The following is a 14152-nucleotide window of genomic DNA, read 5'->3' as shown; positions in this document are numbered from 1 at the left end:
AGATTCGTCGCAGAGCTGCGCCCCGACCCCTCCAGGTTATAACCTGCGCCGGTGACCGACTCGCCAGTCCACGCCACGACGGACCTCTCCGACGCCCACCCGGAGGCGCAGGTGTGCGACCCGGTGTTCCGGCCCTTCGGCGGCCGGCCGGCGTTCGACGGGCCGATCACGACGCTCAAGGTCTTCGAGGACAACGCCCTCGTCCGCGCGGCGGTCGAGCAGCCGGGTGAGGGGCGGGTGCTCGTCGTCGACGGCGGTGGCTCGCTGCGCTGCGCGCTGTTCGGCGGGAACCTCGCCGTCCTCGCCGCGCAGAACGGCTGGGCCGGCGTGGTGGTCAACGGCGCGGTGCGCGACGCCGACGAGCTCGACGCCCAGCCGATCGGGGTGCGCGCGCTGGCCACCCATCCCCGGCGCAGCGTCAAGGGCCTGCACTCGGGTCAGGTCGGGCTACCGGTCGTCTTCGCCGGCGTGGTGTTCCGCGAGGGGGCGTGGCTCGCCGCCGACCGGGACGGCGTCGTCGTCCTGCCGGTACCGCCGGCCTGACCGTCACCGGCGGCGCAGCACCCGGGCGGGCCGTCGCATCAGGCGTTCCGGCGCACCCGGTAGGTGGTCTGCACCATCCCGCCGGGGAAGGTCCGGGTGTGCACGTGCTCGAGCTGCACGTCGGCCGGCAGCGGCCCGAACGGCGTGCGGCCCTCGCCGATGAGCACCGGCACGCGGGAGAGGGTGAGCTCCCCGACCAGCCCGGCGGCGAGGAAGTCGTGCACCGTCCGTCCCCCGTCGACGTAGACGCGGGGGTATCCGGCGGCCGTCAGCGCGGCGACCGCCTCGTCGAACGAGCGGTGCACGGTGATGCGGGGATCGGCACCGGGCTCGAGCGTCGTGCTGATCACGTGCACCGGCCGCCCTTGGTACGGCCACTCGTCCATGGGCGCGATCACCTCGTAGGTGCCGCGGCCCATGACCAGCGCGTGGATGCCGGAGACGAACTCGGCGAACCCGAAGTCGTCGCCCTCGCCGTCGTCCGGCGCCTCGCCGGCGTCGTCGCCGCCGGTCAGCCAGGCGAGGTCGCCGTCAGGGCGGGCGATGAACCCGTCGACGCTCATGCCGAGGAACACCGCACCGGTGAAGGTCGCGTCCATGTCAGGAGGGTGCCCGGCGGCACCGACGGGACGGGTGTGCGACCGACGTATCTGCGGAGAACTGTCGGATCTCAGGGCTATGCAGGGCATGCACCACCGCCCCGCGGCGTTGCACGGAGCGCGGGGGAACCGCCCAGGAGGGCACCATGTCCGAGGCCATCGTCAGAGGAACCCACCCCACGCACTGGGGCCGGCCGGACATCGCCGGCGACCTGATCGCGGTCGCCGTCACCCCCGGCGCAGCCCCGCCCCGGGAGCTCCGCGTCCGCCCCGAGCTGTACGAGCGCATGCTCGCCCAGCTGACGCCCGACGAGCACGCTCGGGTGGTCGGGCGCCGCCTGCTGGGACCGCCCCCGGGCGTGCCCCTGGTGGTCGACTCCGCGCTGCCGGCGTTCCCGGGGTTCGAGGTCGTCCGCGCGCGGCCGGAGGCTCCCGCCCGGCCGCACGCCGCGGCCGCCTGAAAGGACCCCCTGCTCCCCACCGCTCGCGAACTCGCGGCGGTGCCCTGCGGGGAGCCGTCCTCTCACCTCGCCAACGCGGTCTCCGGCGCACCGATCCGCACGACGGTGTCGCCGGGCTGCTCGACGGTGTCGTCGTGGGTCACGCAGACCACGACCCGGCCGGCGAGCGCCGCCCGCAGGTCGCGCATCAGCGCCGCGGCGGTCGGCGGGTCGAGGTGTGCGGTCGGCTCGTCGAGCAGCACGACGTCCCGGTCGGCCAGCAGCGCCCGGGCCGCGGCCAGCCGGCGCCGCTCACCGCCCGACAGCGCGGTGCCGCCCGCGCCGACCGGGGTGTCCAGACCGGCGGGCAGGCCGGCGAGCAGCCCGCCCAGCCCGGTCGCCTGCAGTGCGGCGCGCATCCGGGCCTCGCCGTCCGGCCCGGCCAGCTCGCCGCGCGGCGCGGCCAGGGACAGGTTCGCGCGGATGCTCGAGGCGAAGACGTGCGCGTCCTGGGGCAGCCAGGCCGTCCGCGAGCGGACGCCGCCCCCGGTCAGCCGTGCGGTGTCGACACCGCCCAGCGTGTAGTCGCCCGCCCGTGGCCGCAGGGCGGCGAGGAGGACGGCGAGGAACGTCGACTTGCCGGCGCCCGAGCGCCCGCGCACGACCAGCCAACCGCCGTCGGCCGCGGCCTGCGTGGTCAGGCCGCGGAGCACGTCCGGGCCGCCGGGCCAGCCGGCGACCAGGTCGTCGGTGGCCAGCGCACGCACCCGCGCGGGCGCGGGCAGCGGGGCGGCGGGGTCGGCCGGCGCCGGCGCGGTGAGCACGGCGTCGAGCCGGTCGCGGGCGTCGGCGAGCGTGCCACGCCGCTGCAGGGCGGTCACCAGTCCGGCCAGCGGCTCGCCGAGGGCGAGCGGGGCGAGGGCGAGCGCGGCGATCGCCGGGCCGGAGACCCCCGCCGCTGCGCCGGCCGCTGCCGTGGCGACCGCGGCCAGCCCGGTGCCGAGGACGACGACCCCGCTGCCCAGCGCGCCGGCGCGGGTGCGGGCACGGTCGGCAGCGGTGCGGTCGGCGGCGAGCGCGGCGAGGTCGGCCGCCGTCCGCCCGGCCAGGCCGTGCGCCCGCAGGTCGGCCGCGCCCTCGAGCACCGTGGTGGTGTCGCGCAGCGCGGCCACCCGCAGCGCCGCCTCGGCGCGGGCGGCGCCGGCGTCCACCCGCCGGTGCGCGAGCAGCACCAGCGCGGCGGTGGCCAGCAGCACCGCCGCCGCGGCACCGGCCGCGGCGGGGGAGACCAGCGCCAGCGCGCCGACGGTCGCGGTGGCCACGGTGCCGGCCACCACGGCCGGCGGGACGACGCGCACCGAGAGGTCCTGCACCAGGCCGACGTCGCCGACCACGCGGGCCAGCGCCGAGCCCGGCGTCCGGTCGGCCGCGATGCCCTGGGCGGCCAGCGCCTGCCAGACCCGCACGCGCAGGTCCGCGGCCAGCCGGAGCGCGGCGTCGTGCGCGGTCATCCGCTCCACCCAGCGCAGCCCGGCGCGGCCCAGCCCGAACGCCCGGACGCCGACGATCGCCACCAGCAGGGTGAGCACCGGCGGCATCTCGGCGGCCCGCACGATCAGCCAGCCCGACACCGCGGTGAGCGCCACCCCCGCCCCGGCCGAGGCGGTGCCGGCGGCGACCGCGCGCACCAGCGCCCGCCGTGGCCAGGTCAGGCGGGTGCCCGTGCGCGCCGGCCCGGCGGTGGGGTGCGCGTGCGGCGCCGGGACCGACCCGATCGCCGGGCCGGCGGGCGAGGGGAGGGGGGTCGGGGACGGGACGGGAGCGGTCCTGGAGGCGAGGTCGACGGTGCGGTCGGCGAGAGCGGCCAGGGCGGCGTCGTGGGTGACCAGCAGGACGCTCACCGTGCCGCGCAGCCCGGCCAGCACCGCCGCCACCCGGGCTGCGGCCGCGTCGTCCAGGTGCGCCGTCGGCTCGTCGAGCAGCAGCAGCCGGGCGCCGCGGCGGACCCGCACCAGCGCGCGGGCCAGCGCCACCCGCTGCAGCTCGCCCGGGGAGAGGGTGGTGCAGTCGCGGTCGGCCAGGTCGACGGCACCGGCCCGGGTCAGCGCCTCGACGACGTAGGCCTCGCCGACCCCCTCGTCCACGCTGCCATGACCCCCGCCCAGCCCCGAGCCCGCGTGCCGGCGCACCTCGTCGGCGACGGTGGCGCCCGTGGTGCGCGGGTGCTGCGGCACGTACGCGACGGCGCCGGCCGGGACGCCGGACACCGTGCCGCGCACCTCCGCGGCCGGGTCGGCCAGCCCGGCGAGGACGGCGAGCAGCGTCGACTTGCCCGAGCCGCTGGCGCCGCGGACGGCGATCAGCTCGCCCGGCCGGACGGTGAGGTCCACCGCCGGCAGCGCCGCGACCGCGCGGCCGGGGAACCGCACGGTCAGCCCGGTGACGGCGAGGTCGGCACCGCGGGGGTCGCCGCCGTCGTCCGCCGTCGGGGCGGTGTCCCCGGCGTCCGGGTCGGCATCTCCCACGCCCGGGTCCGGCCCCGCGAGCACCGCGCGGGCCTCCGCGGCGGCGAGCGCGGCGTCCTCCCCGGCGTGGTGGGCGGCACCGAGGGCGCGCAGGGGCGCGAAGGCCTCGGGGGCCAGCAGGAGCGCGGTCAGTCCGACGGCCAGGTCGAGGTCGCCGTGCACCAGCCGCAGGCCGACGGTGACCGCGACGAGCGCGACCGACAGCGTGGCGAGCAGTTCGAGCACCAGCGCGGAGAGGAAGGCCAGCCGCAGCACCGACAGGGTGCGGCGGCGCGAGGCCTCACCGAGCTCGGCGAGCGCGGCGGCCTGCTCGGCGGCGCGGCCGAGGCCCACCAGCACCGGCAGCCCGCGGACCAGCTCGGCGACGTGGGCGGCGATGCGGTCCAGCGCCCGGGCGGCGGCGGTCGTGCCGTCGCGGGTGGTGAGCCCGACCAGCACCATGAACAGCGGCACCAGCGGCAGGGTGACCGCGACCAGGCCGGCCGAGAGCAGGTCGGTCCAGGCGAGGACGACGAGCAGCACCGGCGGCACGACCACCGCCTGCGCCAGCGCGGGGAGGCGGGTGGCGAGCGCGGGCCCGAGGTCGGCCAGCCGGGTGGTGGCCAGCACCGCCGCCGGACCGGGGCCGCCGGCCGCGGCGACCGCGGCGGGGGAGACGGCGAGCCGGGCGGTCAGCGCCGCGCGCAGCTGCTCCTCGGCGCGGCGGGCGTCCCGTGCGGCCATCAGCTCGCCCGCGCAGCCGGCTCCTGCCCGCAGCAGCCCGCCGGCAGCGGCGAGGAGCAGCGGGCCGGTCAGCGCGCCGTCGTCCTGGCCGGCCGCCCGGGCGACCGCGTGCGCCAGCCCGGCCGCCAGCAGCACCAGCCCGGCGACCTGGCCCAGTGCGGCGACGGCGGCGCGGACCACCGACCCCGTGACCCCCGGGACGCCGGCCAGCGGCCCGAGCGGCCCCCGCTGCGAGCGGCCGTCTGCGCGGAGATGGCCGTCCCTGGTCACGCGTGCGCCCCGGCGTGCTCGCCGTGCTGCGGCTCGGCGGTCAGCCGCTCGCGGAACACCCAGTAGGTCCAGGCCTGGTAGCCGAGGACCACGGGCAGGCCGATCCCGGCAGCCCAGGTCATGACGGTGAGCGTGTAGTCGCTGACCGAGGCGTCGGCGATCGTCACGTCGAAGGCCGGGTCGATCGTCGAGGGGACGACGACCGGGTACGCGGCGCCGAACAGCGTCGCGGCCGCCGCGGCGAGCATCGCGCCCCACGCGGCGAAGGCCTGACCCTCGCGGCCGATCCGCAGCCGCGCCCACGCGACCAGGACGGCGAGCGCGGCGACGAGCCACAGCACGCCGGTGACCGGCGTGCCGTACCGCAGGTGCACCAGCCCGGCCCACGCGAGCAGCGGCAGCGCGGCGACCGGCGCCCACCGCAGCGCGAAGCGGCGGGCGGCGACCCGCAGCGGGCCGTCGGTCTTCAGTGACAGGAACACCGCGCCGTGCACCACCGAGAAGGCCAGGACGGCGACCGCGCCCAGCAGCGCCGGCCAGCCCAGCCCGGAGAACGCGCCGCCGACCCGGTTGCCCCCGGCGTCGATCGGCAGCCCCAGGGTGGTGGCTCCCAGCGCGGCGCCGATGCCGGCGGCGGCGATCAGGGAGCCGGCGGTGATGACCCGCGTCCAGGTCGCGTCCCACGCGTCGGCGGAGTGCGAGTGCCGCCACTCGAAGGCCACCGCCCGGATGATGAGGCCGAACAGCACCAGCACGAAGGGCAGGTAGAGCGCCGGCAGCCAGGTGGCGTACCAGCCGGGGAAGGCGGCGAACACCGCGCCGACGGCGGTGATCAGCCAGACCTCGTTGCCGTCCCACAGCGGGCCGATCGTGCGCAGCATGAGGTGCCGGTCGGCGGTGCGGCGGCCGAGCACCGGCAGCAACGCGGCGACGCCGAAGTCGAAGCCCTCGAGCAGCAGGAAGCCGGTCCACAGCAGCGCGACGGCGGCGAACCAGAGGGTGTGCAGGTCCACGGGTGCTCCTAGTACGCGAAGGAGAGGACGTCGTCGTCGGTGTCGCGGCGGGACTCCGGCGTCCCCTCCGGCGGGGTGCCGGGGGTGGGGGCTGCGTCATCGGAGGTGTGGCCACCGGTGGTCACGCCGCGTCGCACGAAGCGCGTGATCAGCCACAGCTCGACGACGGCCAAGGCGCCGTACACGAGGGTCAGCAGCGACAGCGACGTCCACACCTCGGCGGCGGAGACGCCGGGGGAGACGGCCTGCGCGGTGAAGAAGTACGTCTGCTCGCCGACCGGGACGTCGGGGTTCGGGTAGACGACGAAGGGCTGGCGGCCCATCTCGGTGAAGACCCACCCGGTCGCGTTGGCCACGAAGGGCGCCGCGACGGCGAGCAGCGAGCCGTACACGCCGATCCTCGAGGTCGGCACCCGGCCCCGCCGCGTGGCCCACAGCGCGTAGGCGGCGACCCCCGCCGAGACCGCGCCCATCCCGATCATGAGCCGGAAGCTCCAGTAGGTGACCCCGAGCAGCGGCGTGTAGTCGATCTCCTCGCCGGCCTCGTCCCCGAACCGCGACGGGTCGTCGGGGTAGGTCGCGCCGTAGACCGCGGCGTACTCCTCCTGCAGCTCGTTGACACCGGGGACGGCGGTCGAGAAGTCGCCGTGCGCCAGGTAGGACAGCAGGTAGGGAACGGTGATCGAGTGGACGTCGTCGCACTCGTTGGAGCCGAGCTTGCCCCAGGCGAACACGGAGAAGGACGCCGGCGCCTCGGTCTCGCACAGCGCCTCGGCCGAGCTCATCTTCAGCGGCTGCTGCTCGTACATGAGCTTGCCCTGCCAGTCGCCGGTGAGGGAGACCAGGACGAAGGCGGCCAGCGACACCCAGCCGCCCAGCCGCACGGAGCGCCGCCACACGGCGTGATCGACGTCCGTGGTCGGCTGCCCGGCCAGCACCCGGCGGCGCAGGTGCCACAGGCCGATGCCGACCAGCAGGGCGCCGGCGACCACGAGCGCGGCGACGATCGCGTGGCTGAAGGCGGCCAGCGCGGTGTTGTTCGTCAGGACGGCGAGGAAGTCGACCTGCACCGGGCGGCCGGTGGTGTCGTCGACCTCGACCCCGACCGGGTGCTGCATCCAGGAGTTGGCCGCGATGATGAAGTACGCGCTGACGATGGAGCCGATGACCGCCGCCCACAGCGCGGCGAGGTGCAGCTTCTTCGGGATGCGGCCCCAGCCGAAGATCCACAGGCCGAGGAACGTCGACTCGAGGAAGAAGGCCAGCAGCGCCTCCAGGGCCAGCAGCGAGCCGAAGACGTCGCCGACGAAACGCGAGTACTCGCTCCATGCCAGGCCGAACTGGAACTCCTGCACGAGACCGGTGGCCACGCCCAGCACGAAGTTGATCAGGTAGATGCGGCCCCAGAAGCGGGTCATCCGCAGCCACTCGGGCTTGTCGGTGCGCACCCAGAGGGTGTGCATGACGGCGACCAGAACTCCCAGGCCGATGGTCAGGGGGACCATCAGGAAGTGGTAGACGGTCGTGATCCCGAACTGCCAGCGCGCCACGTCCAGGACGTCCACGGCCTGCCCCCTTCCGGGCGTCGTACGATCGACGCATTCTTTCTACGCCTCGTAGAAGAGTAACTTCTACAGGACGTAGAACATGCCGGTGTGATCCCGGGGACAGGAGGAGCCGTGGCATCGCTGGGAGATCTCGAGCGGGCGGTCATGGACCGGCTCTGGTCGGTCGAGGGGCCGCTGGCGGCGGCCGAGCTGCGCGACGACCTGGCCGACCGCGGCCTGGCGCTGACCACCGTGCACACCGTGCTGTCGCGGCTGGAGCAGAAGGGCTTCGTCGTCCACGACGACGCCCGGCCACGGCGCTTCCGCGCCCGTGGCACGCGTGAGGACCACGCCGCCGAGCTGATGCACGAGGTGCTCGGCCAGGCCGGGGACAGGCAGGCGGTGCTGGCCCGTTTCGTCGGCGGCGTCGACCCCGACGAGGCCCGGCTGCTGCGGGAGCTGCTGGCCGCCGCCGGTCCGGACGACGCACCCCGCTGACGTTGCTGCCCGCGACCGCGGCCGCCCTCGCCGTGCTCGCCGCGCTGCTGGCGTGGCCGGTGCCGGCGCTGCTGGCCCGCGCACGCTGGCCGCGGCGCGACCCGCTGGTGGCCCTGGTCTGCTGGCAGGCGATCGGGCTGGCCGGCGGCCTGTCGATCATCGGCGCGCTGCTGGTGCACGGCCTCGCGCCGTGGGGCCACTCGCTGCCCGAGGCCGCCTGGGCGGTGGCCACCGGGGACCCCGCCGAGGCTCCGGTCCGCGGGGACCACTGGGTCACCCTGACCCTGGCCGGCGTGCTCGCCACCGAGCTGGTCGGCGTCCTGCTGCTGTCGGGGCTGCGCACCGCGCGCACCCGCCGCCGGCACCGCGAGCTGCTCGAGCTCGTCGTCCAGCCGGCCGGGTTGCCGGATGCGCGGTTGCTCGAGCACCCCGCCCCGGTGGCGTTCTGCATCCCCGGCGCCGAGCCGTTGCTGGTGCTCTCCTCCGGCATGGTCGCCGAGCTCGACGACGCCCAGCTGGCCGCCGTCGTCGCGCACGAGCGGGCGCACCTGCGCGAGCACCACCACCTGTACCTGCTGCCGTTCGTGGCGTGGGAGGCCGCCCTGCCGGTGCTGCCCGCCGCGGGCCGCGCGCACGCGGCGGTGCGCACGCTGGTGGAGATGCGCGCGGACGACGTCGCGCTCGGCTCGCTGCCCGGCCCCGCGCCCCGGCGGACGCTGGCCCGGGCGATCGTCGTCGCGGCCGGCGGCGCCGGGGGAGCGGGGGTGCCGTCGGGCGCGCTCGCGGTGACCGGCAGCGCGGTCGGCGCGCGGGTGGTGCGGCTGCTCGAGCCGCCGTCCCCGTTGCCGGCCTGGGCGCGGGCGCTCGCGCTGCTGTCGGCCGGCCTGCTGCTGCTCGTCCCCACCGCCCTGCTGCTGCTCCCGGCTCTGTAGGCCGGGCGAGGAGGGGACGTCGCCCGCTCGACGGCCCAGCCGCCGACGTCGCTCCTCCCGCGTTGATCATGGGGCTGTTGCCGGCCGGCGCGGCGTGTCCGCGCGAGTCGCCGGTGACAACCCCATGATCAGCTCGGCCGGGCTCCCGGCCGACCGCTTCGCCGGTCCGGCCCCTGCCGGGCCGACGGTGGTGGGGCAGGCTGGCGGACGTGACCGGGACCGATGTGACCCCGTTCCGCGTCGATGTCCCGCAGGAGGAGGTCGACGACCTCGACGAGCGGCTGCGACGCACGCGCTGGCCGGTCGAGCAGGACCTGCCCGGCAACCGCGGCATCCCGGTCGACCGGGTCCGCGCGCTGGCCGAGCGGTGGGCGTCGGGCTGGGACTGGCGGGCACAGGAGGCCGCCCTCAACGCCTGGCCGCAGGTCACGACGACGGTCGACGGCACCCGCGTGCACGCCCTGCACGTGCGGTCCCCGGAGCCGGACGCCGTCCCGCTGGTGCTGCTGCACGGCTGGCCGGGCTCGGTGGTCGAGTTCCTGCGCGTGCTCGGGCCGCTGAGCGACCCCGCCGCGCACGGCGGCGACCCGGCCGACGCGGTGCACCTCGTCGTCCCGTCGCTGCCCGGGTACGGCTTCTCCGGACCGACGCCGGACGGCGGGTGGACGCCGGCCCGGATGGCCTGCGCGGTCGCCGAGCTGGTCGCCCGGCTCGGGTACGACCGCTACGTCGTCCACGGCGGCGACTGGGGCTCGCACGTCGGGCGCGATCTCGCCGCCGCCGACGCGGCGCACGTCGCCGGTCTGCACGTGACCATGACGGCCGGGCCGGCCGCGGACGGCGACCGGGCCGCCGAGGAGAAGGCGGCGTACTACGCCCGCGAGCTGTCGGGCTACGCCAAGGTGCAGGGCACCCGCCCGCTGTCCCTCGCGCCCGCGCTGACCGACTCGCCGGCCGGGCTGCTCGCCTGGATCGCCGAGCGGTTCGCCGAGTGGACCGACCCCGCCGGCGGGATCGACGACGACCAGCTGCTGACCAACGTCGCCGTCTACTGGTTCACCCGCACCGGGCCCTCGTCGGCACAGCTGTACTGGGAGCGCGCGCACGCGCCGACGCCGGGCTGGTCGCGGGACGTGCCGACCGGCGTGGCGGTGCTGCCGCACGACATCTTCCGCCCCCCGCGCGCGGCGGTGGAGCAGGCGGTCGACCTCGTCTCGTGGACCGAGTTCGACCGCGGTGGCCACTTCGCAGCCATGGAGGTCCCCGACCTGCTGGTCGGGGAGCTCCGCCGGTTCGTGCGCGCCGTCGCGCGGTGAGCGCGGGGCGGGCGGCCCGGACCCCCTCGTGCTACCGGCGTCCCGACTCCCGCCGGCCCTCCGGCAGGGGTGCGAGGGCCGGTGCCAGGAACGCGTACCCCGCCGCAACCGCTCCGCTGATGACCGCCGCCCTCCGGTAGGCCGCCGAGCGCACCAGCGGCACCATGCTCGCCGCGTGCAGCAGGTCCACCACGGACCCGACGCGGACGACCCGCGCCTCCGGCACGGCCAGGACGGCGCCGTGCTGGACCACCAGGCGGGCCCCGAGCAGTGGCACCGTCCAGCGCCGGGAGCCGGGCAGTTCCGGGCACAGGGCGTCGACGACCCGCCCCGGCGCGGCGAGCAGGGCGAGTCCCCAGACGGCACCCGCCCCGGCGAGCAGTCGGGTGGTCCGGCGGCGCCGGTCGTCCACGGTCACGGTCGTGCCTCCACTCCTCCGGGTGGGCCGGTCGGGAGGTCGTGCTGTGCCCACCAGTGTGGGCACAGCACGACCTCCCCGGCAGAGGGAGCGGGTCCGGTCAGGCTGCCGGGACGGTGGCGCGGCGGCCCGAGGGGACGGCGGTGGTCGCCTCCACGTTGCCCGGCAGCGGCGCGAACCGGCGGAGTCGCAGGCTGTTGGTCACCACGAAGACGGAGCTGAACGCCATCGCCGCCCCGGCGATCATCGGGTTGAGCAGCCCCGCCATCGCCAGCGGGATCGCCGCGACGTTGTAGGCGAACGCCCAGAACAGGTTGCCCTTGATGACCGCCAGGGTGCGCCGGGCCAGCCGGATGGCGTCGGCCGCCGCCCGCAGGTCGCCGCGCACCAGGGTCAGGTCGGAGGCCTGGATCGCCACGTCGGTGCCGGTGCCCATGGCCAGCCCCAGGTCGGCCTGCGCCAGCGCGGCGGCGTCGTTGACCCCGTCGCCGACCATCGCCACGACCCGGCCCTCGCCCTGCAGGCGCTTGACCACGTCGACCTTCTCCCGCGGCAGCACCTCGGCGACCACCTCGTCGATGCCGACCTCGGCGGCGACCGCGTGGGCCACCGTCGCGTTGTCGCCGGTCAGCAGCACCGGGTGCAGGCCCAGGTCGCGCAGCTGGCGGACCGCCTCGGCCGAGCTCGGCTTCACCGCGTCGGCGACGGCGAGCACCCCGCGGGCGACGCCGTCCCACGCGACGAGCACGGCGGTCCGGCCGGCCGCCTCCGCGGCGTGCTGCGCCCGGGTCAGCTCCGCCGGGACGTCGATGTCGCCCAGCAGTCCGGCCCGCCCCACGAGCACCGCCGCCCCGTCGACGACGCCGCGCACGCCGAGCCCGGCCTCGTTGGCGAAGCCGGTGACCGGCCGCAGCGGCCCGGTACGCTCGGCCGCGGTCTCGGCGACCGCCCGGGCGACCGGGTGCTCCGAACCGGACTCGACCGCACCGGCCAGCGCGAGCACCCGGTCGGCGTCCTCCCCGGTCGCGGGGACGACGTCGTGCAGGGTCATCCGGCCGGTGGTGACCGTGCCGGTCTTGTCCAGCACCACGGTGTCGACGGCGCGGGTGGACTCCAGCACCTCGGGGCCCTTGATGAGGATGCCCAGCTGCGCGCCGCGGCCGGTGCCGACCATCAGCGCGGTCGGCGTGGCCAGCCCCAGCGCGCACGGACAGGCGATGATCAGCACCGCCACCGCGGCGGTGAACGCGGCGGGCAGGCCGGCCGACGCGCCGATCCAGAAGCCGAGCGTCGCCACGGCCAGCGCCAGCACGACCGGTACGAAGACGCCGGAGACCCGGTCGGCCAGCCGCTGCACCTCCGCCTTGCCGTTCTGCGCCTCCTCGACCAGCCGCGCCATCTGCGCCAGCTGCGTCGCCGAGCCCACGCGCGTGGCGCGCACGACCAGCCGCCCGCCGGCGTTGACGGTGGCGCCGACGACCGCGTCGCCGGGGCCGACCTCCACGGGCACCGACTCGCCGGTGAGCATCGACGCGTCGACGGCCGACGCCCCCTCGGTCACCACGCCGTCCGCGGCGAGCTTCTCCCCGGGCCGGACGACGAACAGGTCGCCGACCGCCAGCCGGTCGACCGGCACCCGGATCTCGGTGCCGCCGCGCCGCACCGTGACCTCCTTGGCGCCGAGCTCCAGCAGCGCGCGCAGCGCCGCCCCGGCCCGCCGCTTGGAGCGGGCCTCGACGTACCGCCCGGCCAGCAGGAACGTGGTCACGCCCGCCGCGGCCTCGAGGTAGACGTTGGCGCTGCCGTCGGTGCGGGCGATGGTGAGCTCGAACGGGTGCGTCATGCCGGGCTCGCCGGCCGTGCCGAGGAACAGCGCGTACAGCGACCAGAGGAACGCCGCTCCGGTGCCGAGGGAGACCAGCGTGTCCATGGTCGCCGCGCCGTGCCGCAGGTTGGTCCACGCGGCGCGGTGGAACGGCAGCCCGCCCCACACGACGACCGGCGCGGCCAGCGTCAGCGACAGCCACTGCCAGTGGTCGAACTGCAGCGCCGGCACCATGGCCATCGCGACCACCGGCACGGTGAGCACGGTCGACACCAGCAACCGCTGCCGCAGTGGGAGGAGCCCTTGGAGGACCCCGTCCTCCTCACCCCTCGCGTGCTCGGGGTGGGACTCTGGACGTGGCCGGGGAAGCGTCGCGGTGTAGCCGGTCTTCTCCACCGTGGCGATCAGGTCGTCGGTCGTGACGTCGCCGTCGAAGGACACCCGCGCCTTCTCGGTGGCGTAGTTGACCGTCGCCGTGACGCCGTCCATCCGGTTCAGCTTCTTCTCGACGCGGGCGGCGCACGACGCGCAGGTCATGCCGCCGATCAGCAGCTCGACCTCGCCGGTGCGGACGTCGGGGGTGCTCATGCGGGGTTCTCCTCAGCCGCCGGGTCGTCAGTCGGCATGGCCGTGCCCGGCGGGGGCGTCGGGTGCCGCGCCGCCGTCGGTCGCCCGGACGGTGAACGCGGCGGTGTGCACGGCGTCGCCGTGCCGGAAGTCGAGGAACAGCCGGTAGGTGCCGGCGGACGGCGCGGTCGCGGCGAAGCCCACGTGCGGGCCGGGGGCGGGGGCGACGTGCTCGTCCTCGACGGGGTGCACGTGCAGGTACTCGAGGTCGCCGTCGCGCAGCGCGACCAGGTGCCCGTAGGCACCCAGGTAGGGCTGCAGGTCCGTCACCGGACGGCCGTCGCGGCTGACGCTGAAGGTCAGCTCCGACCCGGCACCCGCGGCCAGGTCCCCGGTCAGGACGACGGTGTAGCCGTCCACCTCGGTCACCGCGGAGGGCTCCGGCAGCGGCTGCGGGTCGAACTCGCCGGCCACCTGCAGGTCGGCGGTCAACGCGAGATCCTCGCCCGCGGCGGCCGGCGTCGTGTCGGCGACGAGCCGCCAGCTGCCCGGCGTGAGGCTCAGCGGCGCCCGCCACGTGCCGTCGGGGCCGAGGTCGGGGTGCACGTGCTGGTAGCCGGTCAGGTCGGCGCGGACGGCGACCAGGTGCAGGTCCTCGCCGTGGTCCTCGGTGTACTCGGTCACCGGGGCGCCGTCGGGGCCGAGGACGCGGAAGTCCACGGTCGTCGTCCCGGCGGCGGGCCGCTCCTGGAGGACGTCGAGGAGGTAGCCGGTGCCGGCGGCGGCCGCGGGCTCCGGTGCCGGCGCGGCCGCGGCGGGATGCGCCTCGGGAGCGCCCACCGGGCCGACCGCCGCGCCCACGCCGACGGCGGCGGCGAAGACGGCACCCAGGCCCACGGCGACGACCGCGAGCCGTGCCGGCATCTGCATGACGGG

12 protein-coding genes are annotated in these 14152 nt (G+C 76.7%); 5 read left to right on the top strand and 7 right to left on the bottom strand.

Annotation, left to right across the window (positions count from 1 at the left end; all coding sequences use genetic code 11):
- Positions 1-51: 51 nt before the first annotated feature.
- Positions 52-543, top strand: a complete 492-nt coding sequence (gene rraA / locus ACWIX3_RS21200) for a ribonuclease E activity regulator RraA (RefSeq protein WP_448609324.1) — start codon at positions 52-54, stop codon at positions 541-543.
- 38 nt (positions 544-581) lie between these two features.
- On the opposite strand, the gene ACWIX3_RS21195 is transcribed toward rraA, so the two are convergent.
- A complete protein-coding gene (locus ACWIX3_RS21195; RefSeq protein WP_448609323.1) occupies positions 582-1142 on the bottom strand; it encodes a dihydrofolate reductase family protein in 561 nt (186 codons plus the stop codon).
- A 146-nt stretch (positions 1143-1288) separates the two neighbouring features.
- Between ACWIX3_RS21195 and ACWIX3_RS21190 the strand changes: the two genes are divergently transcribed.
- Positions 1289-1603 (top strand): hypothetical protein, encoded by a 315-nt coding sequence (locus ACWIX3_RS21190; protein WP_448609322.1) that lies wholly within the window; start codon positions 1289-1291, stop codon positions 1601-1603.
- Between the two features lie 62 nt (positions 1604-1665).
- Here the strand turns inward: ACWIX3_RS21190 and cydC are convergent, their stop codons facing one another.
- The 3 genes from cydC to ACWIX3_RS21175 are packed head-to-tail and all read right to left on the bottom strand — an operon-like array spanning position 1666 to position 7678.
- Complete coding sequence (gene cydC / locus ACWIX3_RS21185) at positions 1666-5100, bottom strand: thiol reductant ABC exporter subunit CydC (protein ID WP_448609321.1); 3435 nt, start codon at positions 5098-5100, stop codon at positions 1666-1668.
- Positions 5097-6113, bottom strand: coding sequence for a cytochrome d ubiquinol oxidase subunit II (cydB, locus tag ACWIX3_RS21180; protein ID WP_448609320.1), 1017 nt, complete (start codon positions 6111-6113; stop codon positions 5097-5099). The genes cydC and cydB overlap by 4 nt, the downstream gene beginning before the upstream one ends.
- 8 nt (positions 6114-6121) lie before the next feature.
- Positions 6122-7678 (bottom strand): cytochrome ubiquinol oxidase subunit I, encoded by a 1557-nt coding sequence (locus ACWIX3_RS21175; protein ID WP_448609319.1) that lies wholly within the window; start codon positions 7676-7678, stop codon positions 6122-6124.
- Positions 7679-7792: 114 nt separating this feature from the next.
- Between ACWIX3_RS21175 and ACWIX3_RS21170 the strand changes: the two genes are divergently transcribed.
- The 3 genes from ACWIX3_RS21170 to ACWIX3_RS21160 all read left to right on the top strand — a co-directional run bounded on the left by ACWIX3_RS21170 (position 7793) and on the right by ACWIX3_RS21160 (position 10406).
- On the top strand, positions 7793-8158 hold the full coding sequence (locus tag ACWIX3_RS21170) for a BlaI/MecI/CopY family transcriptional regulator (protein WP_448609318.1): 366 nt from the start codon (positions 7793-7795) through the stop codon (positions 8156-8158).
- A gap of 2 nt (positions 8159-8160) precedes the next feature.
- Entirely contained in the window at positions 8161-9090 is a 930-nt protein-coding gene (locus ACWIX3_RS21165) for a M56 family metallopeptidase (protein ID WP_448609317.1), read from the top strand.
- Between the two features lie 209 nt (positions 9091-9299).
- A complete protein-coding gene (locus ACWIX3_RS21160) occupies positions 9300-10406 on the top strand; it encodes an epoxide hydrolase family protein (protein ID WP_448609316.1) in 1107 nt (368 codons plus the stop codon).
- Between the two features lie 31 nt (positions 10407-10437).
- Here the strand turns inward: ACWIX3_RS21160 and ACWIX3_RS21155 are convergent, their stop codons facing one another.
- From ACWIX3_RS21155 to ACWIX3_RS21145, 3 genes are all read right to left on the bottom strand, one after another.
- Positions 10438-10824, bottom strand: a complete 387-nt coding sequence (locus ACWIX3_RS21155) for a hypothetical protein (RefSeq protein WP_448609315.1) — start codon at positions 10822-10824, stop codon at positions 10438-10440.
- A gap of 100 nt (positions 10825-10924) precedes the next feature.
- The gene (locus ACWIX3_RS21150; RefSeq protein WP_448609314.1) at positions 10925-13237 is read right to left on the bottom strand and encodes a heavy metal translocating P-type ATPase; all 2313 of its coding nucleotides are present in this window, start codon (positions 13235-13237) and stop codon (positions 10925-10927) included.
- Positions 13238-13264: 27 nt separating this feature from the next.
- Positions 13265-14146: a hypothetical protein gene (locus tag ACWIX3_RS21145; RefSeq protein WP_448609313.1), complete on the bottom strand. Its 882-nt coding sequence runs from the start codon at positions 14144-14146 to the stop codon at positions 13265-13267.
- Between the last annotated feature and the right edge of the window lie 6 nt (positions 14147-14152).

Source organism: Geodermatophilus sp. URMC 60 (assembly GCF_053502585.1).
This window is presented reverse-complemented; position numbering and strand designations above follow the sequence as displayed.

Coding starts and splice junctions, on each gene's coding strand:
- ACWIX3_RS21195 (WP_448609323.1), bottom strand. CDS start 1,142: ATGGACGCGACCTTCACCGGTGCGGTGTTCCTCGGCATGAGCGTCGAC.
- ACWIX3_RS21190 (WP_448609322.1), top strand. CDS start 1,289: ATGTCCGAGGCCATCGTCAGAGGAACCCACCCCACGCACTGGGGCCGG.
- ACWIX3_RS21150 (WP_448609314.1), bottom strand. CDS start 13,237: ATGAGCACCCCCGACGTCCGCACCGGCGAGGTCGAGCTGCTGATCGGC.
- ACWIX3_RS21145 (WP_448609313.1), bottom strand. CDS start 14,146: ATGCAGATGCCGGCACGGCTCGCGGTCGTCGCCGTGGGCCTGGGTGCC.